Origin of the sequence: Micromonospora sp. CB01531 (assembly GCF_001905095.1) — a bacterium.
Lineage (GTDB): Bacteria > Actinomycetota > Actinomycetes > Mycobacteriales > Micromonosporaceae > Micromonospora.
This window is the reverse complement of the sequence record NZ_LWLS01000094.1, coordinates 195016-217682: the sequence shown is the minus strand read 5'-3', so window position 1 is coordinate 217682 and position 22667 is coordinate 195016. Positions and strand designations below refer to the sequence as shown.

The 22667-nt window shown below is 72.2% G+C and carries 33 protein-coding genes; 25 read left to right on the top strand and 8 right to left on the bottom strand.

All coding sequences use genetic code 11. The features are described 5' to 3' along the window. Positions 1 to 41: 41 nt before the first annotated feature. Together A6A27_RS29170 and A6A27_RS29165 are read right to left on the bottom strand one after the other, a co-directional pair. Complete coding sequence (locus A6A27_RS29170; protein WP_073837837.1) at positions 42 to 809, bottom strand: enoyl-CoA hydratase/isomerase family protein; 768 nt, start codon at positions 807 to 809, stop codon at positions 42 to 44. A 98-nt stretch (positions 810 to 907) separates the two neighbouring features. Then, positions 908 to 3301: a M4 family metallopeptidase gene (locus tag A6A27_RS29165; RefSeq protein WP_073837836.1), complete on the bottom strand. Its 2394-nt coding sequence runs from the start codon at positions 3299 to 3301 to the stop codon at positions 908 to 910. Positions 3302 to 3472: 171 nt separating this feature from the next. Between A6A27_RS29165 and A6A27_RS29160 the strand changes: the two genes are divergently transcribed. Further along, on the top strand, positions 3473 to 4021 hold the full coding sequence (locus tag A6A27_RS29160; protein ID WP_073837835.1) for a hypothetical protein: 549 nt from the start codon (positions 3473 to 3475) through the stop codon (positions 4019 to 4021). Between the two features lie 103 nt (positions 4022 to 4124). Here A6A27_RS29160 and A6A27_RS29155 read toward each other — a convergent pair whose 3' ends face one another. The 4 genes from A6A27_RS29155 to A6A27_RS29140 all read right to left on the bottom strand — a co-directional run bounded on the left by A6A27_RS29155 (position 4125) and on the right by A6A27_RS29140 (position 6555). After that, complete coding sequence (locus A6A27_RS29155) at positions 4125 to 4787, bottom strand: DUF998 domain-containing protein (RefSeq protein ID WP_083672953.1); 663 nt, start codon at positions 4785 to 4787, stop codon at positions 4125 to 4127. Between the two features lie 13 nt (positions 4788 to 4800). Then, on the bottom strand, positions 4801 to 5220 hold the full coding sequence (locus A6A27_RS29150) for a VOC family protein (protein ID WP_073837834.1): 420 nt from the start codon (positions 5218 to 5220) through the stop codon (positions 4801 to 4803). 61 nt (positions 5221 to 5281) lie between these two features. Beyond that, complete coding sequence (locus A6A27_RS29145; protein ID WP_198940490.1) at positions 5282 to 5683, bottom strand: helix-turn-helix domain-containing protein; 402 nt, start codon at positions 5681 to 5683, stop codon at positions 5282 to 5284. Next, positions 5680 to 6555 (bottom strand): sigma-70 family RNA polymerase sigma factor, encoded by an 876-nt coding sequence (locus tag A6A27_RS29140; RefSeq protein ID WP_073837833.1) that lies wholly within the window; start codon positions 6553 to 6555, stop codon positions 5680 to 5682. Before A6A27_RS29140 ends, A6A27_RS29145 begins: the two co-directional genes overlap by 4 nt. 145 nt (positions 6556 to 6700) lie before the next feature. Between A6A27_RS29140 and A6A27_RS29135 the strand changes: the two genes are divergently transcribed. Further along, entirely contained in the window at positions 6701 to 7165 is a 465-nt protein-coding gene (locus A6A27_RS29135; protein ID WP_073837832.1) for a carboxymuconolactone decarboxylase family protein, read from the top strand. 60 nt (positions 7166 to 7225) lie between these two features. Here the strand turns inward: A6A27_RS29135 and A6A27_RS29130 are convergent, their stop codons facing one another. Continuing rightward, a complete protein-coding gene (locus tag A6A27_RS29130) occupies positions 7226 to 7693 on the bottom strand; it encodes a MarR family winged helix-turn-helix transcriptional regulator (protein ID WP_198940497.1) in 468 nt (155 codons plus the stop codon). A gap of 113 nt (positions 7694 to 7806) precedes the next feature. Between A6A27_RS29130 and A6A27_RS29125 the strand changes: the two genes are divergently transcribed. Further along, positions 7807 to 8025, top strand: a complete 219-nt coding sequence (locus tag A6A27_RS29125; protein WP_073837831.1) for a hypothetical protein — start codon at positions 7807 to 7809, stop codon at positions 8023 to 8025. A 167-nt stretch (positions 8026 to 8192) separates the two neighbouring features. On the opposite strand, the gene A6A27_RS29120 is transcribed toward A6A27_RS29125, so the two are convergent. Next, positions 8193 to 8693 carry a helix-turn-helix domain-containing protein gene (locus A6A27_RS29120; RefSeq protein WP_083672952.1) on the bottom strand — a complete coding sequence of 167 codons (501 nt, stop codon included), beginning with the start codon at positions 8691 to 8693 and terminating at the stop codon, positions 8193 to 8195. A gap of 208 nt (positions 8694 to 8901) precedes the next feature. Here A6A27_RS29120 and A6A27_RS29115 point away from each other — a divergent pair, with 208 nt between their 5' ends. The 22 genes from A6A27_RS29115 to A6A27_RS29025 all read left to right on the top strand — a co-directional run bounded on the left by A6A27_RS29115 (position 8902) and on the right by A6A27_RS29025 (position 22666). Next, positions 8902 to 9153, top strand: a complete 252-nt coding sequence (locus tag A6A27_RS29115) for a helix-turn-helix domain-containing protein (protein ID WP_073837829.1) — start codon at positions 8902 to 8904, stop codon at positions 9151 to 9153. Next, complete coding sequence (locus A6A27_RS29110) at positions 9153 to 9431, top strand: hypothetical protein (RefSeq protein ID WP_083672951.1); 279 nt, start codon at positions 9153 to 9155, stop codon at positions 9429 to 9431. The genes A6A27_RS29115 and A6A27_RS29110 overlap by 1 nt, the downstream gene beginning before the upstream one ends. A gap of 79 nt (positions 9432 to 9510) precedes the next feature. Then, a complete protein-coding gene (locus tag A6A27_RS29105) occupies positions 9511 to 10047 on the top strand; it encodes a hypothetical protein (protein WP_073837828.1) in 537 nt (178 codons plus the stop codon). After that, entirely contained in the window at positions 10044 to 10883 is an 840-nt protein-coding gene (locus A6A27_RS29100; protein WP_073837827.1) for a hypothetical protein, read from the top strand. The genes A6A27_RS29105 and A6A27_RS29100 overlap by 4 nt, the downstream gene beginning before the upstream one ends. Then, on the top strand, positions 10871 to 11410 hold the full coding sequence (locus tag A6A27_RS29095; RefSeq protein WP_073837826.1) for a hypothetical protein: 540 nt from the start codon (positions 10871 to 10873) through the stop codon (positions 11408 to 11410). Before A6A27_RS29100 ends, A6A27_RS29095 begins: the two co-directional genes overlap by 13 nt. Beyond that, positions 11407 to 11769: a hypothetical protein gene (locus tag A6A27_RS29090; RefSeq protein WP_073837825.1), complete on the top strand. Its 363-nt coding sequence runs from the start codon at positions 11407 to 11409 to the stop codon at positions 11767 to 11769. Before A6A27_RS29095 ends, A6A27_RS29090 begins: the two co-directional genes overlap by 4 nt. Beyond that, positions 11762 to 11998 (top strand): hypothetical protein, encoded by a 237-nt coding sequence (locus A6A27_RS29085; protein WP_143194239.1) that lies wholly within the window; start codon positions 11762 to 11764, stop codon positions 11996 to 11998. The genes A6A27_RS29090 and A6A27_RS29085 overlap by 8 nt, the downstream gene beginning before the upstream one ends. Next, complete coding sequence (locus A6A27_RS29080) at positions 11998 to 12327, top strand: hypothetical protein (RefSeq protein WP_143194238.1); 330 nt, start codon at positions 11998 to 12000, stop codon at positions 12325 to 12327. Before A6A27_RS29085 ends, A6A27_RS29080 begins: the two co-directional genes overlap by 1 nt. Beyond that, positions 12320 to 12529 (top strand): hypothetical protein, encoded by a 210-nt coding sequence (locus A6A27_RS43575; RefSeq protein WP_143194237.1) that lies wholly within the window; start codon positions 12320 to 12322, stop codon positions 12527 to 12529. Before A6A27_RS29080 ends, A6A27_RS43575 begins: the two co-directional genes overlap by 8 nt. 1 nt (position 12530) lies before the next feature. Continuing rightward, positions 12531 to 13595, top strand: coding sequence for a hypothetical protein (locus A6A27_RS29075; RefSeq protein ID WP_073837822.1), 1065 nt, complete (start codon positions 12531 to 12533; stop codon positions 13593 to 13595). Beyond that, positions 13595 to 13897: a hypothetical protein gene (locus tag A6A27_RS29070; protein ID WP_073837821.1), complete on the top strand. Its 303-nt coding sequence runs from the start codon at positions 13595 to 13597 to the stop codon at positions 13895 to 13897. The genes A6A27_RS29075 and A6A27_RS29070 overlap by 1 nt, the downstream gene beginning before the upstream one ends. Then, positions 13894 to 14082, top strand: a complete 189-nt coding sequence (locus tag A6A27_RS43570) for a hypothetical protein (RefSeq protein ID WP_143194236.1) — start codon at positions 13894 to 13896, stop codon at positions 14080 to 14082. The genes A6A27_RS29070 and A6A27_RS43570 overlap by 4 nt, the downstream gene beginning before the upstream one ends. Before the next feature lie 123 nt (positions 14083 to 14205). Then, positions 14206 to 15294, top strand: coding sequence for a hypothetical protein (locus A6A27_RS29065; protein ID WP_073837820.1), 1089 nt, complete (start codon positions 14206 to 14208; stop codon positions 15292 to 15294). Continuing rightward, positions 15291 to 15572, top strand: coding sequence for a hypothetical protein (locus tag A6A27_RS43565; protein WP_143194235.1), 282 nt, complete (start codon positions 15291 to 15293; stop codon positions 15570 to 15572). The genes A6A27_RS29065 and A6A27_RS43565 overlap by 4 nt, the downstream gene beginning before the upstream one ends. After that, positions 15569 to 16222, top strand: coding sequence for a hypothetical protein (locus A6A27_RS29060; RefSeq protein ID WP_073837819.1), 654 nt, complete (start codon positions 15569 to 15571; stop codon positions 16220 to 16222). Before A6A27_RS43565 ends, A6A27_RS29060 begins: the two co-directional genes overlap by 4 nt. A gap of 99 nt (positions 16223 to 16321) precedes the next feature. Continuing rightward, positions 16322 to 17392 (top strand): HNH endonuclease, encoded by a 1071-nt coding sequence (locus A6A27_RS29055; RefSeq protein WP_073837818.1) that lies wholly within the window; start codon positions 16322 to 16324, stop codon positions 17390 to 17392. Continuing rightward, on the top strand, positions 17389 to 18489 hold the full coding sequence (locus A6A27_RS29050) for a hypothetical protein (protein WP_073837817.1): 1101 nt from the start codon (positions 17389 to 17391) through the stop codon (positions 18487 to 18489). Before A6A27_RS29055 ends, A6A27_RS29050 begins: the two co-directional genes overlap by 4 nt. 67 nt (positions 18490 to 18556) lie before the next feature. Continuing rightward, entirely contained in the window at positions 18557 to 19402 is an 846-nt protein-coding gene (locus tag A6A27_RS29045) for a DNA methyltransferase (RefSeq protein ID WP_083672950.1), read from the top strand. A 307-nt stretch (positions 19403 to 19709) separates the two neighbouring features. Next, positions 19710 to 19961 carry an HNH endonuclease gene (locus tag A6A27_RS47740; RefSeq protein ID WP_443190014.1) on the top strand — a complete coding sequence of 84 codons (252 nt, stop codon included), beginning with the start codon at positions 19710 to 19712 and terminating at the stop codon, positions 19959 to 19961. Between the two features lie 126 nt (positions 19962 to 20087). Continuing rightward, positions 20088 to 20456: a hypothetical protein gene (locus A6A27_RS29035; protein WP_143194234.1), complete on the top strand. Its 369-nt coding sequence runs from the start codon at positions 20088 to 20090 to the stop codon at positions 20454 to 20456. Then, entirely contained in the window at positions 20440 to 20937 is a 498-nt protein-coding gene (locus A6A27_RS29030) for a phage terminase small subunit P27 family (protein WP_073837814.1), read from the top strand. Before A6A27_RS29035 ends, A6A27_RS29030 begins: the two co-directional genes overlap by 17 nt. Then, positions 20894 to 22666, top strand: coding sequence for a terminase large subunit (locus A6A27_RS29025; RefSeq protein WP_083672949.1), 1773 nt, complete (start codon positions 20894 to 20896; stop codon positions 22664 to 22666). The genes A6A27_RS29030 and A6A27_RS29025 overlap by 44 nt, the downstream gene beginning before the upstream one ends. The last annotated feature ends 1 nt before the right edge of the window (position 22667 follow it).

Genomic DNA, 22667 nt, shown 5'->3' with positions numbered 1-22667 from the left:
CCGCCGGTCCCACAGTGGGATACCGCTGCTCCGGGGAGCGGTCAGGGGCGGCCGGGCGGCGCCCAGCCGAAGCGCGGCGGCCGGCGCTCGTTGGCCGCCGCCACCCCCTCGCGGGCCTCACCGCTGACCCGGACCTGGCCGTGCCACCAGGCGATCCGCGCGTCGTCGGCGCGCCCGTCGACGATCTCCTTGGCCGCGGCGACGGTGAGCCGGGACCGCTCGGCGATGGCCCCGGTGACCGCCGCCACCCGGGCAGCCAGCGCGTCGGCCGGCAGCACCTCGTCGACCAGGCCGATCCGCAGCGCCCGCTCGGCGTCGACCAGCTCGCTGGTGAAGAGCAGGTGCTTGGCGGCGGACGGGCCGACCAGGCGGGCCAGCCGCCGGGTGGTCGGCGCGGGATAGACCAGCCCCAGCCGCGCCGGGGGTACGCCGAACCGGGCGTCCGCCGCGGCGAGCCGCAGGTCGCAGGCGACGGCCAGTTGGCAGCCGCCACCGACGCAGGCCCCTTCGACGGCGGCCACGGTCGGCTTGGCGAAGGCGGCCAGCCGTTCCTCGGCGGCCACCGCGATGCTGCCGTCCCCGGCCTCCAGCAGTTCGTCCAGGTCGCCGAGGTCGGCACCGGCGCAGAAGGTGCCGTCGGCACCGGTCAGCACCAGCGCGCGCACCGCCGGGTCCGCCTCCAGGCCGTCGAGCAGCACGGGGAGCTGGCGCCACATCCCCGGCGTCATCGCGTTGCGGCGGGCCGGGTTCCGGATCACCACGGTCGCCACCGGCCCGGTCACCGTGACGGTCAGCTCAGCGTCCGACATGTCTCCCCCTCCGCCGCCGGTCCGGCTGACGATAACGGCGCGGGCCCGACGACCACCCGCGTGGGGTGGCCGCCGGGCCCGCCGACGGTTCGGTCAGGTCAGGAGACGTTGACCGCGGTGTCGTCGATCACGAAGGACGTCTGCAGCGAGACGTCCTCGGTGCCGAGGAACTTCAGGGTGACGGTCTGCCCGGCGTACGCGGCCAGGGAGAACGACTTCTGGCTGTACCCGGTGGCCTTGTTCAGGTTCGAGTAGGTCGCCAGGGTCGCCAGCACCGTCCCGGACGAGTTGAGCACCTGCACCCTGAGCGTGTCATACGCGATGCTGGTGGTCGTCTCGGCCGAGTCGATGTGCAGCCAGAAGCTGAAGTTGTACGTCGTGCAACCGGTCGGCAGGGCGACCGCCTGCGCGACGTTCTCACTGCTGCTGTAGCCGTAACCGTTCAGCCAGGCGAACCGGGTGCCACCGTGCGCGGTCTGGCCGGCGAACGAACCGATCGCGGTGGTGTTGCCCGTCCACGGGCTGGTCCCGGTCTCGAAGCCCGGGTTACCCAGCTTCTGCCCGGCACCCGTGCAGCCACCACCGGTGCCGTTCACGGTCAGCAGGTAGGTCGCCGAGTGGTTCACCGAGGTGCCGGTGCCGGTGACGGTGACCGAGTAGCTGCCGGGTGGGGTGCTCGCCGAGGTGCTGATGGTGAGGGTGGACGAGCCGCCCGAGGTCACCGAGGCCGGGCTGAACGACGCGGTGGCGCCGGTCGGCAGGCCGGACGCGGAGAACGTCACGGTCTGCGCGGTGCCGCTGGTGGTCGCGGTGGACACGGTGGTGGAGATCGCGTTGCCCGCGGTCACCGAGCCGGAGGCCGGCGAGAGCGTGACGGAGAAGTCGTTGCCCGTCGATCCGCAGGGCGCGTCGTTGCCGGCCACGTTCACCGCGGTCCACGCCGCCTGGACGGCCTTGTACTCGGTGGAGCAGTTGCCGTACAGGTCGGTCGCCGCCCGCAGCGTGTACGCCCGGGCGGTGTTCGCCGGGTTGCTGGTGTTGACGTACGTCGTGTTGGAGGTGAAGTACACGTCGAGCGCGCGGTACCAGATCTTCTCCGCCTTGGCCCGGCCGATGCCGGTCATCGCCGGGGCGGAGCCGCAGAGCGGCGAGGTGCCGTACGCGGTGGAGCCGGTGCCCTCGGCCAGGTTGAAGTAGAAGTGGTTGCCCGGGCCGGACGAGTAGTGCACGTCGACGTTCTTGGTGCTGGTCGACCAGCAGGTGTGCGACGCGCCGTCCAGGCCGGGGTTGTACATGTAGCGCAGCGGCGTGCCGTTGCCGTTGATGTTGATCTTCTCGCCGACGTCGTAGTCGCCCGGGTCGCTCGGCGCGGCGGCGTAGAACTCCACCATGTTGCCGAAGATGTCGCTGGTGGCCTCGTTGAGGCCGCCGGACTCACCGGAGTAGACCAGGCCGGAGAGCGCCTCGGTGACGCCGTGGCTCATCTCGTGCCCGGCCACGTCCAGCGAGACCAGCGGACGGGCGTTGCTCGACCCGTCGCCATAGGTCATCTGGGAGCCGTCCCAGAAGGCGTTGACGTAGTTGCTGCCGTAGTGCACCCGGCTCGGCACGCCGGCGCCGTTGCCGAAGATGCCGTTGCGGCCGTGCACGTTCTTGAAGTAGTCGAACGTCTTGGCGGCACCGAAGTGAGCGTCGACGCCGGCGGACTGCCGGTTGGAGTTGGCGCCGTTGCCCCAGACGTTGTCGGCGTCGGTGAAGGTGGTGCAGGTCGACGTGCCGTTGTTCATGTCGCAGGTGCGGCCGTTGCCGTGCGACGGGTCGACCATCTGGTAGGTGCTGCCGGAGAGCGTCGTGTCGATGCTGACCGTGCCGGTGTAGATGCCCTGGCCGCTGCCGACCACCGTCTCGATCTCGTCGTACGAGCCGATCACCTTGCCGGTCGTGGCGTCGGTGATGACGTGCAGCTTGGACGGCGTCTGCTTGTCCGCCTTCCAACCGGCGGCGACGGTCTCCCAGGCCAGGCGGCCCTTGCCGGAGCTGGCGTCGACGAAGAGCTCCGGGGCGCCCACCGAGGTGAGCGTGCCGGAGAAGGTCTTGCGCGCGCTCGCCGCGGCCGCGGCCGAGCTGACCTTGGCCGTGGTGCTCAGGGTGAGCGGCGCGGCCAGGCCGACCGAGGCACCGGCCATGGTGCCGTTCGGGGCGGTGTGGATGACGAAGTCACCGCCGTAGACGCGCAGGCCGTGGTAGGTGCGGGTGTACTTGGTGTGCGACGCGCCGTTCGGGTCCGTCTTCGTCCGGACGGCCTGGTAGGCCTCCCCGCTGGCACCCTGGACGGCACCGGGGTTGGCGCGGAGCAGGCTCTCGGCACGAGCTGCGGCAGCGGACTCGGGGGCGGGGGCACTGGGAGTTGCCGCGTACGCCGAGGTGGTGACGCAGGTCAGCACGCCACTGGCAAGCAGCGCGGCGCTGACGGCGGCAAGGGGTCTTTTCACGGGCCCTCCTGACAGGAGAAAGTTGTGACGGGGGTAGTCACTGATGTAGATATAGTGATACATCGAAGAAGATGGAAGAGGGCGAGCGCTTTCCTGCCGGCAACATTGGCCGTTCGGATGAGGTGGCCCAGGTTGACGGAACCGGAGGGCCCCGCCGTGCGTCCGAGCGGCATGAGAACAGCCCCCGTCGCGGCGGTCATCCTCGCCGTGCTTCTCGCCCCAGTCGCCGGCTGCGCGCAGACCGGTGGGACCACCGCCACGGAGACCGGCGGGACCACCGCCACCCGGACCGGCGGCCCGACCGCCCCGGAGCCCGGCGCCAGCGCCACTCCGGCGACCCCGCCCGCGACGGCCACCGACGCCGGCTCGCCGGGCCGCCCGGGCGTCGACGTGGTGCTGATCAGGACCGGCGGGATCGTCGGGCTGGAGGACACGCTGACCGTGACGCCCGGCGGCCACTGGACCAAGGTCGACCGGGCCGGGGCCTCCCGCACCGGCCAGCTCAGCCCCGCGGAACTCGACCGGCTGCGGCAGCTCACCGCCGACCCGCGTCTCGTCGCCGAGGCGACCGCCACCAGGACGACCATGTGCGCGGACGCCTTCACCTACCAGCTCACCGTGGGCCCGGTGACCACCGGCTACGTGGACTGCCCGCCGGAGGTCACCCCGCCCGCCGCCACCGCCGCCGTGGTCGAGCTGCTCACCGGCCTCCTCGACTGACGCCACGGCCCCGCGGCCTGCCGGGGATCGCCCACACGCACGAAAGAGTGGTCATCCCGACTCGGATGACCACTCTTTCCGTGACTCGGGCGGGCGTCCTAGCTCAGCCGGCCGCCTCCCGCAGCGCCCGCCGCAGCGTGGCCGACACCCAGCCCCAGCCGACCACCACCGCCACCGCGAAGACCACCATCGCCACCGGGTGCCCGCCGGCCATCAGCGCCAGCCAGGCCGCCGTGAAGAAGCCTCCGGTAACGCCGCTGTACACCGCCCAGCCGCGCTCACCGCGCCGGGCGAAACGGCGTGCGGCGACCAGGCAGGCCGCGATGAGCGCCGTGAAGGCGACCGCCCCGGCGCCGAAGTGGGCCGCACCGTGCCAGCTCACCTCGCCCGGACCGCCCGGCGTACCGGCCGGGAAGCCGTCCAATGGATCAGCCACGAAGATCCCGGCCAGCACCAGCCCGACGCCGTACTGGCCGATCAACCAGGGGCCGCTGACCGGACCGAGGCCGGGGTGCGGGATCCGCCGCAGGGCCAGGGCCGCCCCGACGCAGAGCAGGCCGGCCACCACGAAGTTGCTGATCTGCACCCAGCCCAGGTCGCCGGTGCTGAGCACGCTCACCGGGTGTCGGCGTGGGTCGAAGCCCTCCCGGGTCAGCGCCTGGACCAACGCGACCGCCACCCAGAGCGGACCGGCCAGTACGCCGCCCGCAAGCAGGGCCCGCTCCCCGGTCACCCGGTCCACCGACCGTTCGATCGCCTCGGTCACCGGCCCGCTCCCCTCAGGCCCGCGGGAACATCTGGCCGATGCGGATCTTGTTGCCGAACGGGTCCCGGATGCCGAAGTCGATGCCGTACGGCTGCTCGGTCGGCTCGTCGTAGACGTCCACGCCCTTCGCCACCAGGTCCTCGTACGTCTTGTGGGCGTCGTCCGTGGTCATGAAGAGGTGACCGCCGAGCGCCCCCTTGGTGAGCAGTTCGCGGACCTGCTCGGCGGTGGCCGGGTCCAGGGCCGGCGGCCCGGGCTTCTCCAGCAGGATCTCGCGGTCCGGCTCGCCCGGCAGGTTGACCGTGAGCCAGCGCATGAAGCCGAGGTCCGCGTCGGTGTTGACCTCCATGCCGAGCTTGCCGACGTAGAAGTCGAGGGCCTCGTCCTGGTCGAGAACGTAGATCTGGGAGCGGGAAATCGAGTTCATCGTCATGCCGAAGACGCTAGGCCAGACCGCCGGTCCGCTGCTTATCCAAAAGTGATGGATTGGCCGGTCAGGTGGGGATGCTCGGGCGCATCCACGCCTTGATGAAGCAGTTCGGTACCGGCGCCGGCACCGTCTTCCGCGTCCGGTACGCCGAGGGCGGCTCGCCGACGATGTCCCGGAAGGTACGGCTGAAGGTGCCCAGGCTGCCGAAGCCGACCGCGTGGCAGATCTCGGTGACCGGTTGGTCGGTCCGCACCAGCAGGTACATCGCCCGCTCGACGCGCCGGCGTTGCAGGTAGTGGTGCGGGGTCTCGCCGAAGGTGGCGCGGAAGGTGCGGATGAAGTGCGCCTCGGAGACGTGCGCGATCCGGGCCAGCGCGGGAATGTCCAGCGGCTCGGCGTACGCCCGGTCCATGGCGTCCCGGGCGCGAAGCATCGCGCGGTTGGACTCCTCGGCCGCCCGACTCACCGGCCCGCTCCCGCCACCCCGTCGACCACCAGATCGAGGGCCCCGAGCTGGTCGGGTTCGGCCACCACCTCGATCCCGATGATCCGGTCCGTGACGGTGAAGCTGAGCGCCAGCAGGATCAGGCCGTCCACGACCACCACGGCCCCCGGCATCCCGTCGACGAACGCGGGCACCGCGCCCTGGGCGCGGCCGTTGAAGAAGTCGGCCACCGGGGACGAGCCGCGGAGCTCGCCGGTCCCGCCCATCCGCACGGCGGTGGCGTCGGCACGCAGCACCACGTACGGGTCGAGGAGGCTCACCAGGTCGTCGAAGCGGCCCTCCCGCGATGCGGCGAGGAAGGCCTCGACGACCCGGCGCTTCCGGACCGGATCGGCCTGCGGGTCGGCCGAGCGGGTCTGCACCCGGCGCCGGGCGCGGCTGGCGATCTGCCGTACGGCGATGGAGCTGCGGTCGACCACCGGCGCGATCTCCTCGAAGGAGACGGCGAACATGTCGTGCAGCACGAACACCAACCGCTCGGTCGGGCCGAGGGTGGTCAGCACCACCTCGAGCGCCTGACCGACCGATTCGGAGAGCAGCGCCTCCTGCTCCGGGTCCCGCCCCCCGGGCGCCTCGGTGGCCGGCTCGTCCCCCGCCTGTTCGTGCCGGACGCTGCCGGACCGCAGCCGGTCCAGGCAGACCCGCCCGACCGTGGTGGTCAGCCAGCCCGGCAGGTTGTCGATGGTGTTCAGGTCGGCGCGGCTGAGCCGCAGCCAGGTGTCCTGCACGGCGTCGTCCGCCTCGGCCGGCGAGCCGAGCATCCGGTGGGCCACGGCGCGCAGCCGCGGACGCTGCTCCTCGAAACGCTGGGCCAGCAGCTCGGTGTCGCTCACGCCTCGCCATCCCGACCGGACGCGGCCCTCGGGTGACCGCTGTCACATCTGTCACGCCATCCGCCCCACGCTCGACATCCAGGCGACGGACGACAACGCGGCGGCGGTGAACGCCGGCCAGCCTAACAAGACAGGACCAACGGACATGGCTCTCGAAGCACGTATCCAGAATCCGGCGGCGCTGCTCCCGGACGCGGTGAAGGGGGTCAACCTGCTCTACAAGGCCGCGCACTCGGCGGGCGTACCGGCCAGCACCCTGGAGCTGGTCCACCTGCGGGCCAGCCAGATCAACGGGTGCAGCGCCTGCGTCGACTCCGGGGCGCGCAACGCCCGGAAGAATGGGGAGACCGAGGAGCGGCTGTTCGCGCTGGCCGCCTGGCGCGAGACGCCGTACTTCACTGACGCGGAGCGGTCGGCGCTGGCCCTGGCCGAGGCGGCGACCCGGCTCGCCGACCGGAGCGACCCGGTGCCGGACGACATCTGGGACGAGGCGGCCCGCCACTTCGGGGAGAAGGAGCTGGCGGCGCTGGTGCTCTGGATCGCCACCACCAACTTCTTCAACCGGATCAACGCGACGACCCGCCAGCCCGCGCCGCAGAACTGGGGCTGACCGCCGGCGTACATCCCGCGGGCGGTCGTGGTTCGACGGCGACCGCACCGCGGGGCCGGGTCACGACCGGCGGTCGCCCGGCGGTGGGGCGGCCTTCGAGGCCTGCTGGGCGGCCTCGATCACCTCGGTGAGGGCGGCGTGCAGCTTCCGGAGGTCGTCGAGCGGCATGCCGAGCCGCTCGACGATGGCCGGCGGGATCCGCTCGGCCTGGCTGCGCAGGGCCCGGCCCTTGGCGGTGAGCGTCACGGCGAGGCTGCGCTCGTCGGCCGGGTTCCGCTCCCGCTGGAGGTAGCCGCTCGCCTCCAGGCGTTTGAGCAGCGGCGACAGGGTGCCCGGGTCGAGCTGCAGCAGCCGGCTCAGGTCACGTACGGAGAGCGGCCCGTGCTGCCACAGCGCGAGCATCACCAGGTACTGCGGGTGGGTCAGGCCCATCGGTTCGAGCAGTGGGCGGTACACCGCCACCACCCCGCGGGCCGCGACGGACAGGGCGAAGCAGACCTGCTGCTCCAGAGCCAGCGGGTCGTCGATCCCGCTCAGGTCACCCGATCCTGCACCGCTTCTCGCCACCCTGTTACCGTACCAATAGTTGGTGCACCAATCGTTTGCCCACCAACGAGCGGACGCGGGACGGAGCGTGGACGATGGCTGGCGAGGAGAAGAAGGCACCCGGCGAGGGCGGCCGCATCCTGTCGTGGGTGTTCAAGAACCTGGCCGGCCCGCCGACCGTGGAGAACGCCATCCAGGGCGGCTCCCAACAGGCCCGCGACCTGTGGAAGCAGGACCTCGAGCGGCGTAAGCAGTGGAGCCGGGAGGAGCGCGAGCGCAAGCGCGCCGAACGCGAGGCCCGCCGTTCCAACTGAGGACGGCGGGCAGCCAGGTGCGAAATCGGCGGTGCCGTTGGAGCCCCCGGCCGGGATCGAACCGGCGACATCTCGCTTACAAGCAGACACCGGCCGAGCGTCGTTCGGTTGAGCGCTGCCGCGCTCCCCTCCGCACTGCACAAACCCGATAAGCGAATGGTCGCTGACTAGGCAGGTTCGGAACGGTCGCAGGGCTGCTCCGGATCAGCGCGGCCATCGACGTGCTCGGCCTGGAGCTCGCGCAGCGCGCGGATCGCCTTCACCTTGTTCCCGTCCGGCGCGTCTGCTAGCAGTAGCGCGTCGACCGGGTCGCCACCCGCGCGCAGCGCCTTGACCAGTAGGACCTTGACCGCGTCCGGGTAGCTGCTGTCCAGCACCGTCCCGACGAGATCGCCGCCCTGCAGCTGCGGCTCGACGCTCGCCTCTGGCGGCTCTTCTCCTGTCTCGACGTACCGGGTGAGCGATCCGAGCGGCCACCCGAATGCCGCCTCGACGCCGGCGTAGGTGCCAACACGGACAGCCTTGCCGTCCTCGACTCGTCCCCAGGTGACGGCACTCATGGGCGCCCGCCCGGCCATCGCCTCCTGGCTGATGCGCTCGGCAGCGCGACGCCGGCGCACCAGCGCGCCGATCGCCGCCCGCTCCTCGGGGCTCATCCGTTTGGTCATCCACCTGCGCTATCTCGGTCAGGTTCCCGCAACTGTCAACAGGATGCCAGGAAACCCCAGGAAACCGATAGCTAGTGCCGTAAGCGCGACAGCATCTGCGTACATGAATTAAGTACGTCCTAAGTTTAGGGTCAAGATCCCTACAGCTTCCGCAGTTTCCTACAGCTTCCTGTTGACACGCGGACCACAGTTTCCTACAGTTTCCCCCATGAAGACGCCCAGGAGGTCCCGCGCAAGCGCCTTCGTCGCAATCAACGGCGATGCGCTGCGCGAGGCACGCAAGGAACGCGGGCTGTCCATCGGAGAGCTCGCCACCCGCGTCGGCGTGACCAAGGCGTACGTCAGCAAGCTGGAGTTGGGCTACTCGCCCCGGTGCAGCGTCACCGTCCACGCTTCGCTCGTACAGGCCCTGCGCCCGAATCGCACCGACGCCTTCCGCACCGACAAGGCCGTCGCCTGATGAGCCGGGGATTCGCGGCTCTGCCGCCGGCGCAACGCCAGCTCTCCGCCGCGATCGGATCGCTTACCCGCTGGTCCCGGGTCAACAGCCAGGAGGAGCGCACCGCTGCCCTGGCGCCCGCCCGCGAGGCGCGCCGGCGCCAGTGGGAGCGCCAGGCCGACCCGGACGGCGTGCTCAGCCCGGACGAGCTGGCGGCCGCGGTCGACCGACTCAAGCGAGCGCACTACCGCCGCATGGCGCTGGAGAGCGCGAAGAAGCGGCGACGCGATGCGGCCTGAACGACACGAGCCCCCAGCCGCGGCAACGGCAGAGGGCCCGCAACACCTGTCCCTGACCCGCCAAGACCAGGAGATCCAGATGACCGAGAGCGTACCGGAGGCCGCCAACATGCGGCAGCCGAAGACCCCCGCTGACCGGGCGTACCTGCTGCGGGTGATCGCCCGCACGGTGACCGAGTCCCTGCCGGCCCCGATGAACATCGAGATGGCCCCCGAGTGCGGTGCCGTCAGCCTCCGCTTCGACGACGACCAGGTCGCCGCGGTCGAGGCGTGGGCGGACATGCTCGACGTCGAGGTCATCCACGACCAGGTCGGCAGCAGCTGGCACTGGATGGGCAACGACGACGCCGGCACGCCGTGGCACGGCTGGCTGCTGCACGTCTGGTGCAAGGTCAACGGCCTGACCCCGGGCCGGACCGCCGCCGCGAACGTGGCACAGAACCCGCCCGAGTGGCCGGCGGCCGCGTCGGCCGCCGCCGACGAGCCGGACGTCGCGACGCTTGCCCGGCCGGTGATGGGTCTGTTCGCGGAGGTGCCGGTGGAGTTCCCGCGGCTGATCTGGCCGGCCCCGGTTCAGGACCCGGCGCTGCGCGAGGACGAGGTGGCCTTCGCATGAGCGTCTCTGAGTGGTCTCGACGCTACGAGGCCAACCAGCGGGTGCCGTCCCTGCCGAGCGGCGACTACGACTTCGACCACGCGCTGTCTGAGCTTCGCACGGCGGTCGGCGAGATCGCTCCGGACGCGCCCATGTACGCGGTCTCGAGCGTCCTGCGGGTCCTGCGCCAGCGCCGGGGCCTGGCCGCGCAGGTCCTCGACAAGCACGAGCCGACCTGCCTGAGCTGCGGCGGCACCAAGCAGTGCTTGGGCTGCGATGACGTCCGCCCCGTGGCGGAGAAGTTGGCCCAGGGCTGGCGGTTCGTTTCCCCGCTGAATCGGTGGGAGACCGTCGAGCGCGTCGACCAGGCCAACGAGTACGCCGCGGTGCAGGTGTGGACCGACAAGACCGGGCCGGACTACTCGTGGTCCATCCCGCCCTGGCGCAAGCTCGACGCGGTCGCCCCGCCCTGGCGCCCGCACGGCGTCCCGGAGATCCGCGTCTGGGAGTACGACTACGCGCGTGACGCGCCCATGTACGCGGTCGTCACCCTCGACACGATCTACCGTCCCGACACCGATCACGCCCTGGTGGAGGCCCGCTACAGCCGCGAGGACGGGTGGAAGGTGATCCACCGGCCCGACGGCGGCGAGGTGGTCGTCATCCACTGCGAGAGCAAGGCCAAGGCGCGCAGCGCGCTGCGCGCCGCCGCCCGCCAGCACGCCAAGGCCCTCGGCGTGAAGGTCACCGTGCAGCCCAGCCGCCAGCTGCTGCAGCCACCGCCGGTTCGGACCCCGGTGGCCACCCGAGGAGCGCCTACGACCGTACCCTGCCGGGCACCGTCGTGCGCCTGGTGATCCCGGCGGCGACGATCGTCGCGCACGGCGAGCTGCAGCTGCAGGTGACCCTGCCTGACCACCCGGGCGACGTCGTGCACCTGCCCCTGGTCGACGAGCACTTCCAGCCGCTGGTGGAGATCCACCCGCACATTCCCGAGGTGCACCCGGGGCAGGTGTGGCGGGGTGCGGACGGGGCGCTGCTGTTCGCGATCCGCTACCAGCGTGACGACTCCGACCCCGGAGACACGCTGCTGATCGCCGTGAACGGCGGCCTGCTCTACGGGCCGGCGCTCGCGGTGGAGGAGTTCGGCCCGCTGACCCTGCTCGACGAGCGCCCGGCGTTCGACGAGGCCTGGTTCGGCCTGGCCGGTGACGACCCGATGACCTACGACCGCGGCCACGACGCCCCGACGGGGGAGCCCGTGCCCGCCGGCGTAGACGGCTTCGCCGTCGGCGCGCGCCGGCCGACGTCGCAGGCGGGCCCGGCCGCCGACGACACGGCGGTCCTGCCCCGCGTACCGATTCAGGAGGGAACCACCCGATGACGATCACTGTCCTGCCGCACCCGGACTGGTGCGAGCCAACGTTGTGCGACGCGGAGGTGCCGACGCTGCCGGCCTCCGGCGGCGTGCACCGCAGCTCACCGCAGCGCCTGGTCCTCACCCTGCCGCACGGAGACGCGGTCCTCGTGGTCGCGCAGCTGCAGCGGCCCGGCTCGCTGTGGTTCGGCGAGACCGAGCGCAAGCGCCGGACTCTCGACCAGGCCGCCGACCAGCAGACGGCACTCGCCGTGCAGCTCGGCGGCGGGCCGATCACCTTCGTGCCGATCTACGAGGCGCGGATGCTCGTCACCAACCTGGCGCCGCTGCTCGGCCTGACCGTCGAGGCCACCAGCGGTGTCTAAGGCGCCCCGCCCCGGCCGGCCCACCGTCTCGCCGCACGCGTACGTGGCGGCGGACGGTGTGCCGGCCGACCCCTGGTCACGGCTGGCTCCCTGCCAGGTCTGCCACAAGCTCGGCCGGGCCGGCGACGCCCAACACCCCGACTCCACCGCGGCCGAGGGTGCCGCTGACCCGCGTCACGACGCAGCACGCGAGCTGGAGGCTCGGATCCTCGGCGAGCGGGAGTGGTGATGGACGACGACCTGACCCCGCCGCCGGCGCTGCTGGCCCTGCTCGACCAAGACCGGGCCGTCCTCGTCGACCTGGTCGCCGCCGCGGCGCAGCACAGCGACGCCGAGGCATGCCCGCACGCCGGGATCTGCCCCGGCCAGCACGTGGTCGACGTGGTGCACGCGCTCGACCCCGCCGACCGGGACCGGCTGCTGCACCTGGCCGTCGCGGCGCTGGCCCTCGCCGGGTACGCCGCACCGGCCCGATACCGGCTCACCCGCGCCGGCTACGCCGCCCTCGACGCGCACCCACCGGGGCGCCGCTGGCCGTTCGGCGGCCGCCATGCCTAGCGCCAAGCCCCGCGCCAACTCTGCGCTCGGCCTGGAGGTGTGGGCCGTCGGCACCTACGAGGAGCTGACCGGGCTGCGGGCGCAGCTCGCCGGCGGCGGCCGGCTGCTCGAGGTCGGCGACCCGCACGTGCTCGCCGGCGCCGACGCCGGCCGCTACCGCCAGTACATCCGCGTCTACGTACGCACCAGCGAGGGAGCGTGAGATGACCGACCGACGTACGCGCTGCCCGGACGGCCTGCCTCTGTACCGGGTCGGGGAGATCCCCGAGCACCTGGCCACCAAGACGATGCTGGCCCGCCAGCGGCGCCGCCCCGCCGACAGGCAGAAGTCGGTGGCGACCCTGTTCTACCACGGCAACAAGCACGCGCCGCTGTACGCGATCGCGGACTCCGTGGAGCTGCCGGCACTGTCGCCGGCCCGGCAGGCCGCCTGGACGGCCGCCCGTACCTGCGCCCGCTGCCAGGCCACCAGCGACGCCCCACTGCCCATGACGAACGACGAGCGGCGGCGGTGCCTCGGCTGCGGGCGGGCGGAGCGCCTCGCCGCGGCACGCCCGTCGTGGCTCGCGCTGCGACAGCAGGCCGTCGACTGGGCCCGCGACGTCCTCTACCACCCCGACACCGTCCTGATCGCCCTGCACCGGCTCGGACACGGCTGCCCGATCGAGGTCCACGCCACCACCGTCGACGGCCAGGTGCTCGTCGACGTCCTCGTATGGCCGAAGTACCCGAGCAGCAAGCTCGCCCGCACCCCCGGTGCGGTCGACGCCGACCAGCTCGTGCCATACCTGACACCTCTGGTCGGTCGCCGCCTGATCCACCTCGGCGCGGCGTGGAACGGCACGCCGATGCGGGTGCTGTCCGACGCCAGCAACCTGTGGTGGCACTACGAGACGTCGCTGGCCGACCCGTCAATCCGCGAGGACCGCGACGACGCGTTCGCCCAGCGGTGGACCGACTGGCACGCCCGCACCTGGTCCAACGGCGACGGCCTCCACCGGGGCCACCACAACCGGTACGGCCTGCAGCACGTCGACGTCGACGGCGACAGCGCCGCCGCCCTCACTGCCGCCATGCGGGCCGGCCTGGACCTCATGGCCGGCGACCGGCACCCGGACGGACCGCCTGCCTGCCCCTGGCTGCCGCCGACCGGAATCACTCCCTGCGGCGCCCGCCCCTGGCTCAACGGCCTGTGCCGCGCCCACGGCGGCGACGTCGACCAGGAGGCGCGCCCGGTGGCCAATGACCGGACCAGCGAGGGAGCGTAATGGCCCACGATCGGCTGCTGGCCCGTACCAAGACCCGGATCGCGCTGCTGCGCGCCGCCGCCGCCGGCGACGTCACCCACGACTGCGGCGAGGGCTCCTACTGGCTGGGAGACACCTCCAGCGGCCAGAGCCGCGCCTTCCGCGTCACCGCCCGAGCCGAGGAGCAGCTGGCCGCCGAGTGGATCCGGATCGGCCCTGCCCTGCACGACCAGCGGTGCCAGCACCGGGTCGAACCCACCGAACTGGGACGACGGACCCTCGCCGACGTCGACGAGCAGGCAGAGAGGTTCCTCGACCGATGACACATCCTGATGCCCGTCTCCGGCAGGTCCTCGCCGAGCGATACGGCGACCCCGGCGACGTCTCCGTCGAGCAGACCGCCCCGCCGCCTGCGCCCGCGCCGCGGCCGGTCGACCCGTCCGACAACCCCCAGGAGCACCGCCGGGTGCTGCTAGAAGCCCTGCGTCCCAGATCCAGGGCTGCATGACACCGCCCAACAACAACGGCGCGGCACCTGGTCAGAGGTGCCGCGCCGCCTGCCCAACCTCGAAAGGCCAAGCGTGAGAAGCACCAACCGTACCGCGTGCCACCGACCGATGGGAGGTCAGGCGTGACGACCACCCGTAGCCCCGGCGCCGACGTCGACCTCAAGCGCGGCCGCGAGTCACCGCAGTGGACCGACGTGCACGACTGGGTCGCCTTGTCCGGGGTCAGCCCCGGCGCGATCGCCCTGTACGTCGTGCTGCGCATGCACGTCAACCGATCCCGCGACGACGACATGGTCAAGACCAGCACGCTGACCCTCGCAGTGCTGATGGGCATGTCTCGCGGCGACAAGATCAAGGGATACCTCGACGAGCTGGTGGACCTGGGCGCCGTCGACGTCGACCGCAGCGGCCTGCACCGCCGCAATACCTACACCGTGCACCAGCTCCCCCCGCCCGGCTACACCGGCAAGATCACTCTTAAGGCGTGGTACGACGAGCACCGGGCGCTGATCGCGCTCAAGCGCGCCGACGAGAAGGCCAAGCGGGACGCTCGCCGCGCCAAGGCGAAGGATAAGGAGCAGGTCAGCCCTGTCACCCCCGATCGGGGGGAACAGGCCGACAAGCCTGTCACCCCCGATCCGGGGGAACATGTCACCCCCGATTCGGGTGAACCTGTCACCCCCATTTCGGGGCGGGAACCTAAAGAAGTTGAACCTGATGAAGTAGAACCTCCTACTCCTCCTTCTGGTTCCTCGGCTGCCGGCCAGGAGGAGGAGAAGACGCCTTCGGCCGATCAACCCCAACCGGCGACCGTGGAAGACGACCTGGCCGCCGAGCTGATCGCCGCCCGCCCGGACTGGTCGCCCCGGGCGCTGCGCGACGTCCTGGCCGACAACGCGGTCCAGGAGCGCCGCTGGGACCTGGTCGCCGCAGCCTTCCGCTCGGCCGCCACCGACCCGAAGACGAAGACGCCGCGGCGGCTGCTGCACGACGCGTGCCCGCACTGGCAGCGCGCCGCGCACCAGCTCGGCCTACTGCCCGACCCCAGCCGCGCGACTGCCCCGCCGGCGGTGGCACCAGCGCCCCGGGTGGCGCCGGTCGACGACGGCCGGCCGGTCGTCGGCCGCACGCCGGCAGAGGAGTTCGCCGCGACCTCCCGTCGCGGCCGCGCCCTCGTCGAGGCCGTGCTGACCGGTGGGAGCGTCCGGTGAGCGCGCCGCGCCGGCGAGGCCGGCCCGCCTGGGAGGCCGACCTGGCCGCGCGGCAGGCCCGCAGCCCGACCGAGGCTGTCGAGAGGGCCCGCCGCGGCCGGGCCCTGGTCGAGGCCGCGCTCGCCGGCGACGCCCCACCTGAGGCCACCGAGCGCTCTGATCCGTCCCCGCCGGCCGGCTACGAGTACGTGGCCTGCGTCGGTTGCTACCGCCCCGTCTGGGGCCTACCCGGTTCCCGCTGCCCTGCCTGCAAACCCGCCCCTGGAGGAACCCCATGACCCACGCCGACACCGCCACCGACCTGGCCGCCCGGGCGGAGGCCCGCCGCGTGTACGGACCGACCATCGACGCGCTGCTCGACCACCGGATCCGCCTCGCCCGGGTCTGCAACGCCCAGCAGGTCAGCCTGAACATCGCGTGGGGCCGCGTCGACGAGCTGCACCGCGCGGTCACGAACGCCGACGCTGAGCGCGACCGGTACCGCGAGCAGGCCGACCGCGCCAACGCCGAGCGGCTGCGCCTGGCCGAGGAACTGACCGCCGCCCACGAGTCGGAGGCGCAGCTGCGCCAGCGGATCGCGCGGGACCTGCGGGGGACGCTGCTGACGAGCCTCGTCGCCGCGCTGATCGTCAACGCCTCCCCGTCCGGGCCCAGCGCGTACGAGCTGGCCGCGCGGCTGCTCGGTGAGCTGGCCGATCTCACGGACGGCTCGGAGCCGATCCTCGGCCGTCCGATCAGCGAGTGGCAGCGGCACGTCGACGACCTGCTGCTGCGCTCGCTCCCTGCGGCCCCGGTGCCGCCGGCGGCGCCCGCCGCCGCGCCGCCCGCGCTTCCCGCCGCATCGGCAGCGGCACGGGCCGAGCTGCAGGTGCGTGTCGACACCCAGCCGCGCCGGCGTTCGTGGTGGAGGCGCATCAACCCCATCTGACCGATCCGCCAACCGCGGCGCGGCCATCCCTCGACGGGTGGCCGCGTCGATCGCGTTTTAGAACACCCATCGAACAAAGTTGATCTTTAGGCGGACCGTATGCCCTACTGGTTGGAAAGCGACACCTTCGCGGACGAGGCCGTGTGGGACGTCCTCGCCGGCGGCGACGCCAACCTCGTTGACCACCTCCAGGCCGCCTACTGCCGCCTCAAGGCCAAGGCCAGCCACATCAAGAAGGACGGCTACCTCACCGAGCAGACCGCCATCCGCTACGCCCGCCGGCGCCGCTACCTGGAGCTGCTGTGCACGCCGGTCCTCGACGAACAGCCGCTGCTACACCGCCCCGGCGACGAATGCCGGTGCCTCGGCGACGCCTGGATCGAGGGCTACGCCTACCGGATCCACAACTTCCTGCGCCGCAACCCCTCCCGAGCCGAGTACGAGCGCAACCGCGCCCAGAAAGCCGACCTGCGATCCGCGCCGCTCAAGGCCATGGTCTACGCCCGTGACGGCGGCGCCTGCCGCTACTGCCGCTCCGGGCCGCTGTCGGCCAAGGCCGGCCGGGCCCGGGACCGCCGGAAGGTGCTCACCTTCGACCACGTCGACCCGGACCTGCCCGCCGGCGAGGACGGCGCCAACCTCGTCGTCTGCTGCGCCCGCTGCAACGAGCACAAGGGCCACCGCACCCCCTACGAGGCCGACATGGTCCTCCTGCCCGAACCCACCGCCCCCGAGCGGGCCGCCTGGGCCAGCCGCGACCAGGTCCTCAACGACCTCCCCGACCACCCGCCGATCACCGACGGAACAGCGACGGAACACCGATCAAACGCTGATCCGATCACTGATCCGATCACTGATCGAACAACCGACCGGATCGCCGATCCGAACGACAACACCATGGGTGAGGTGTATCCGCAGAACGGCGGTCACCAGCACGAACAGCGGTCCGCGACGGTCGAGGGGGGTGCCGGGGAGGGTCGGGTCGGGCACCGCCCCGATCGCCCTGATCCGACCCGCCGCCCCACCCAACCCGCCAGGCCCCCGGACTCCCCGGACATCTACCACCGGCGCTCCCGGCCGCCCAGCTCCGCAACCTCACCACCCGACTACGTCTGGCCCCCCGGCTCCGTCCCCGCCACCCCGCCCGCCCCCGAAGAGGAGAACCGGTGACCTCCTTCCACGACTGCGCCTGGTGTGGCCGGCCGGACCCGACCGGCGGCTACGTCTGCCCGAAGTGCTACCGGCCCGTCGGCCAGGCCCTCCAGGAGATGGCGGACCTCGCCGGCGAGCCCGCGGTCAACATCGCCCGGCAGGCCCGCTACGGCGACCGCGACGGCCCACGCTCGACCGAGCCCCCCATCCCCGTCGACCTCAAGGCGTCGAACGCGGCCTGGGCGGCCGCGCACGTCGTCGTCACCTGGATGGACCACATCGCCACCGCCCGCGGCGTACCCCTGCCCCGCCGCCGGCCCCGCACGGTCGGACCGCTCTGCGCCGGCCCCGGCTGGACCGCCCTGCCCGGCCGGTGTGGCCACCAGTCGTGCGACGAGATCCGCGACCGACGCGCCGAGCACCCGGTGGCGGCCGCGGCCCGGTTCGTCGTCGAGCACCTGCACTGGCTGCGCCGCCAGCCCGACGCCACCGACGCCGCCGAGGAGCTGCTCGGCGCCGCGCACGCGGTCAAGCGGCTGGTCGAGAATCCCGCCGACCGGTGGTACGCGGGCACCTGCCTCGCGCCGATCGACGGCGACCCGGAGCAGCGGTGCACCACCGACCTGTACGCCTGGCCCGGCGTCACCTGGGTCCGGTGCCCGGGCTGCCAGACCACCCACCAGACCGGGCCCCGCGTGCGGTGGCTGCTCGACGAGGCCCGCGATGTCCGAGGCACCGCGTCGCAGCTGGCCACCGCGGCGGCACGGCTCGGTCGGACGTGCACGCCCGGGCAGCTGCGAGCCCTGGCGCAGCGCGGCCGGCTGCGGCAGGCCACCGTCGCGCTGGACGACGAGGTCGAGGGCCCGCAGGAGCTGGCCTGGGACCAGTGGCTCAGGCCGCTTTACCGGTTCGGCGACGTGCTGAACCTCCTCGACGAGCTGGCCGAGCAGCGCCGGCGAGACGAGGAAGACCGGGCCCGCAGAGCCGCCGCCAGGGCCGAGCGCGAGCGGCAGGCCGCTGCCGTTGATCACGAGCCTGACCAGGGCGTACGCTCGGATGCCAGTGGGACCAGTGCGCCCACTTCTTCCGTCCCGGGCCCCGCCGCCGGCGGCTGACGCCGGGACGTCCGTGTCGCACGCTGGCGCGACAGACCATCCATCTGTGCAACGGGGGACGCCAGATATGACCATCCTTCACACCGACGACCGATCAACCCTGCACGCCGGCGACGCCCTGGTCGTGCTGCCCACCCTCCCGGCTGGCAGCGTCGACCTGGTCCTCACCGACCCGCCGTACAACAGCGGCGGCCGCACCCAGTCCGACCGCACCAAGCAGTCCGCCCGGGACAAGTACGTCTCCGGTGACGCCGTCCACCAGCTGGCCGACTTCACCGGCGATAACCGCGACCAGCGCTCGTACGTGGCCTGGCTGGCCCTGGTCCTGGCGCATTGCCTCCGGGCGGCCCGGCCCGGCGCCAGCCTGCTGGTGTTCACCGACTGGCGGCAGTTACCCGCGACGTCCGACGCGCTGCAGGCCGGCGGGTGGCTGTGGCGCGGGATCGTGCCGTGGCACAAGCCGATCAGCCGGCCCCGCCAGGGCGGCTTCAAGGCCGAGTGCGAGTACCTGCTCTGGGGATCGAACGGGCCGATCGACGCCACCCGCAACCCGGTGTACCTGCCCGGCCTGTACTCGGCCAGCCAGCCCCGGGGCCGCAACCGGCAGCACATCACCGAGAAGCCCGTCTCGCTGCTGGCCGAGCTGGCTCAGGTGTGCGTGCCCGGCGGCACCGTGCTGGACCCGTTCGCCGGCTCCGGGTCGACCGGGGTGGCGGCGCTGCAGACCGGCCGCCGGTTCGTGGGCGTCGAGCTGTCCGAGCACTACCAGCAGGTCGCCGCCCAGCGGCTGAGGGACGCAGCCCCTGGGCACGTCGAACTGGACGCTACGGCCGGCTCGAGCATCGCCCAGGTCCTCGACAGCCGCGTCCAGATCGACCGTCAGGCCAGGCAGGACACTCCCGCCACGGCATGACTTGATCACCCGGTGAGCAGGGCGTACGCTCACCTGCCAGTAGGACCAGTGCGTCCACGACAACTACCCATTGCCGGTGCCGGGGATAGGCTCCCGGCCGGAGGCCCCGACCACCAGGTCGGGGCCTCCGTCGTACCCCCCCCCGGGGGTGATACCCCTCCCCTGGCCAGGAGGTGGCCCGGTGCCGACCGCACCGAAGAGCCGATGCGCTGAGCCTGGCTGCCGGACGCTGGTCGACCGCGGCCGGTGCGGCACGCACGAGCGGCCGGCCTGGGACGGGCGGGTTCCCTTCGAGCAGCGGTACGGCATGAGCCGCAGCGAGTGGGACACGCTGGCCCAGCGGATCCTGAGACGGGACGAGCGCAGGTGCTACGTCTGCGGCAAGCAGGAAGCGACACAGGTCGATCACAAGATACCTGTATCCGAGGGCGGATCGCCTCGCGACGAGGACAACCTTGGCGCGATCTGCGCGACGCCATGCCACGAGGAGAAGAGCAGAGCCGAGCGCATCCGCGCAGCTCAGCGGGCACGCGCGGGGGTAGGGGAGTCGAGATCATGACGGCGGAGGCCGGGGGCACCGTCGACGGTAGTGAAGCTCTCCAAATCTCAGAATGAAATTTCCTGGGGCACCCCCGTGTCCGTGAACGCACATTGCCGGGCATCGATTACATGTCCATTTAGGACGGTGCTTGTGAAATCGTTCTGGGAGGTTGACGTGGCGGAACCGGGTGCGTTCGGGCCGCGAGTCGGCCCGGCCAGCGACGAGTACCGCGCGGTCTGCGGCTACTCGGACACGCCGGCGGACCCGCTCTGCGAGGCGCCGGCGCGGTGGCACGTGCTCGCCGACTCCGCGCAGTACGGCCCGGTGACGCTCGCGGCCTGCGTCGACCACGTGGAGATCGCCCGGCTCGCCGGCCGGTTCGTCGACGAGCACGAGTTCACCGGCGTCTGCGGCCTGCCGGGCACCCGGTGGTCGTTCGAGGACGACGCCTGCGTGATCGACGACAGCGGCGTCGAGCCCGAGCTGGAGGAGACCCATGGCGCGTACGCCTGAGCCGCCCGCGCTGCGGCTGCTCAAGGGCCGGGGCAACGGTACGGACTCGGGCGGCCGCAAGGTCGCGGAGCCGCCGGCGTTCGAGCGGAAGGCACCGAACCCGCCGACGTGGCTGTCGAAGGAGGCGGCCGCGGAGTGGCGGCGGGTCGTGCCGGACCTGGACCGGATGGGCCTGCTCAAGAAGATCGACCGGGCGATGCTCTCGGCCTACTGCGAGACCTGGGCGACGTACGTCTGGGCGTCCCGCGAGGTGCAGCTGCAGGGCCTCCTGGTCGAGGTCGTCAGCGTACGGAAGGACGGCACCGAGTCGAAGCGGCTCCAGGCCAACCCGAACGTCGTCATCGCGCGCTCGGCCGGCAAGGAGTTGCGGGCGTTCGCGACGCACTTCGGGCTGTCCCCGTCTGCCGAGGGTGGGCTGGTGAAGGGCGACGGCGAGGATGGCGAGGAGAACCCCTTCGGCGGCAGCAGCCGCGCCGGCTGACGAGGTCCCCACCGCGTTCCTGCCGCCGGCGGAGGAGCTGGAGCGGCTCAAGCTCTCCCCCGAGGTCGCCTGGTACCTCGTCAGCCGCGGCATCGCGCTGCCGGACTGCCCGCCGCGGTGGAAGACGCCGGAGCCGCGCGACGTCGAGGGCGCCGCCTTCGATCCGGACCGCGTCGACCAGGTCCTGGCCGCGTTCCGCCAGCTGCGCCACACGCAGGGCCGGCTGGCCGGTCAGCCGCTGATCCCGGACCCCTGGCAGGTCGCCTACATCCTCGCCCCGGTGTTCGGCTGGGTGCGTTGGGACGAGGACAGCGAGGCGTACGTCCGGATCGTGCGGACGCTGTACGTCGACGTGCCCCGCAAGAACGGCAAGAGCACCCTGTGCGGCGGCATCGCCATCTACATGGCGTGCGCGGACGGCGAGCAAGGCGCCCAGGTCGTCACCGCGGCCACCAGCGAGCGGCAGGCCGGCTTCGTCTTCAACCCGATCAAGACCCTGGCGCAGAAGAGCCGGGCGCTCGCTCGGTTCGTGAAGGCGCTGGCCAAGAAGGTCATCCACAAGCCATCCGGCTCGACGATCGAGGTCGTCTCCTCGGCGGCCGACGCGCAGCACGGCGCGAACATCCACTGCGGCGTCGTCGACGAGCTGCACGTCCACAAGACCCCGGACCTGCTGGAGGCGATCGAGACCGGGACCGGCTCCCGGACCCAGCCGCTGATCGTCATCATCACCACGGCTGACTCCGGCCGGCGGGAGACGGTCTACGACCGCAAGCGGCGCCTGGTCGAGCAGCTCGCCTCAGGCGTGCTCGTCGACGAGACGACGTACGGCGTCGTGTGGTGCGCCGATCCCGAGGACGACCCCTTCGCTGAGGAGACCCAGCGCAAGGCGAACCCCGGGTACGGAATCAGCCCGACCCGCGCCTACCTGCGGTCGAAGGCCACCGCGGCGAAGAACAGCCCGGCCGAGCTGGCGGCGTACCTGCGGCTGCACCTCGGCGTGCGGACCAAGCAGGAGACCAAGTACCTCACGCTGGCCAGCTGGGACCGCAACGCCGGCGTCGTCGACGAGCAGGCCCTGGCCGGCCGGGAAGCGTACGGCGGCCTCGACCTGGCCTCCACGTCCGACCTGATCGCGCTGTGCTGGCTGTTCCCCGACGACGAGGGCGGCTACGACGCCCTGTGGCGGCTGTGGACGCCCGAGGCGAACGTGGAGGCCCTCGACAAGCGGACGGCCAAGGCGGCCTCCAGGTGGGTCAAGGCGGGCCTGCTGCGCGTCACGCCGGGCAACGTGGCCGACTACGACTTCGTCCAGGCGCAGATCGAGGCCGACCTGGAGACGTTCGACGTCCGGTCGCTCGGCTTCGACCCCTGGAACGCGGTCCCGCTGACCAACAACCTCGCCCAGGCCGAGGCCCCGCTGGTCAAGGTGAGGCAGGGCCTGCAGACGCTGTCGCCTCCACTCAAGGAGGTCCAGCGGCTACTCCTGGCCGGCACCGAGGAACGCCCGCTGCTGCGTCACGGCGGCAACGAGGCCGTCCGCTGGCAGATCGACAACCTGTCGGTGTTCACCGACCCGTCCGGGAACGTCAAGCCGGACAAGGCCCGGTCCGCCGAGAAGATCGACGCCGCGTCGGCGCTGGTCACCGCCATGTCCGAAGCGATGGGCCGCCCCGTGGAGGCCCGGTCCGCGTACGCCGACGAGGACGCAGAGCTCGTCGTGATCTGAG

What these genes read in the sequence shown, in the direction of transcription:
- A6A27_RS29100 (WP_073837827.1), top strand. Translation starts at nt 10,044, where the DNA reads ATGAGCGTCTCTGAGTGGTCTCGACGCTACGAGGCCAACCAGCGGGTG.
- A6A27_RS29115 (WP_073837829.1), top strand. Translation starts at nt 8,902, where the DNA reads ATGAAGACGCCCAGGAGGTCCCGCGCAAGCGCCTTCGTCGCAATCAAC.
- A6A27_RS29030 (WP_073837814.1), top strand. Translation starts at nt 20,440, where the DNA reads ATGGCGCGTACGCCTGAGCCGCCCGCGCTGCGGCTGCTCAAGGGCCGG.
- A6A27_RS29060 (WP_073837819.1), top strand. Translation starts at nt 15,569, where the DNA reads ATGACCCACGCCGACACCGCCACCGACCTGGCCGCCCGGGCGGAGGCC.
- A6A27_RS29150 (WP_073837834.1), bottom strand. Translation starts at nt 5,220, where the DNA reads ATGACGATGAACTCGATTTCCCGCTCCCAGATCTACGTTCTCGACCAG.
- A6A27_RS29125 (WP_073837831.1), top strand. Translation starts at nt 7,807, where the DNA reads ATGGCTGGCGAGGAGAAGAAGGCACCCGGCGAGGGCGGCCGCATCCTG.
- A6A27_RS29105 (WP_073837828.1), top strand. Translation starts at nt 9,511, where the DNA reads ATGACCGAGAGCGTACCGGAGGCCGCCAACATGCGGCAGCCGAAGACC.
- A6A27_RS43575 (WP_143194237.1), top strand. Translation starts at nt 12,320, where the DNA reads ATGCCTAGCGCCAAGCCCCGCGCCAACTCTGCGCTCGGCCTGGAGGTG.
- A6A27_RS29070 (WP_073837821.1), top strand. Translation starts at nt 13,595, where the DNA reads ATGGCCCACGATCGGCTGCTGGCCCGTACCAAGACCCGGATCGCGCTG.
- A6A27_RS29045 (WP_083672950.1), top strand. Translation starts at nt 18,557, where the DNA reads ATGACCATCCTTCACACCGACGACCGATCAACCCTGCACGCCGGCGAC.
- A6A27_RS29075 (WP_073837822.1), top strand. Translation starts at nt 12,531, where the DNA reads ATGACCGACCGACGTACGCGCTGCCCGGACGGCCTGCCTCTGTACCGG.
- A6A27_RS29135 (WP_073837832.1), top strand. Translation starts at nt 6,701, where the DNA reads ATGGCTCTCGAAGCACGTATCCAGAATCCGGCGGCGCTGCTCCCGGAC.
- A6A27_RS29160 (WP_073837835.1), top strand. Translation starts at nt 3,473, where the DNA reads ATGAGAACAGCCCCCGTCGCGGCGGTCATCCTCGCCGTGCTTCTCGCC.
- A6A27_RS29055 (WP_073837818.1), top strand. Translation starts at nt 16,322, where the DNA reads ATGCCCTACTGGTTGGAAAGCGACACCTTCGCGGACGAGGCCGTGTGG.
- A6A27_RS29110 (WP_083672951.1), top strand. Translation starts at nt 9,153, where the DNA reads ATGAGCCGGGGATTCGCGGCTCTGCCGCCGGCGCAACGCCAGCTCTCC.
- A6A27_RS29090 (WP_073837825.1), top strand. Translation starts at nt 11,407, where the DNA reads ATGACGATCACTGTCCTGCCGCACCCGGACTGGTGCGAGCCAACGTTG.
- A6A27_RS29170 (WP_073837837.1), bottom strand. Translation starts at nt 809, where the DNA reads ATGTCGGACGCTGAGCTGACCGTCACGGTGACCGGGCCGGTGGCGACC.
- A6A27_RS43570 (WP_143194236.1), top strand. Translation starts at nt 13,894, where the DNA reads ATGACACATCCTGATGCCCGTCTCCGGCAGGTCCTCGCCGAGCGATAC.
- A6A27_RS29025 (WP_083672949.1), top strand. Translation starts at nt 20,894, where the DNA reads ATGGCGAGGAGAACCCCTTCGGCGGCAGCAGCCGCGCCGGCTGACGAG.
- A6A27_RS29120 (WP_083672952.1), bottom strand. Translation starts at nt 8,693, where the DNA reads ATGACCAAACGGATGAGCCCCGAGGAGCGGGCGGCGATCGGCGCGCTG.
- A6A27_RS29080 (WP_143194238.1), top strand. Translation starts at nt 11,998, where the DNA reads ATGGACGACGACCTGACCCCGCCGCCGGCGCTGCTGGCCCTGCTCGAC.
- A6A27_RS47740 (WP_443190014.1), top strand. Translation starts at nt 19,710, where the DNA reads ATGAGCCGCAGCGAGTGGGACACGCTGGCCCAGCGGATCCTGAGACGG.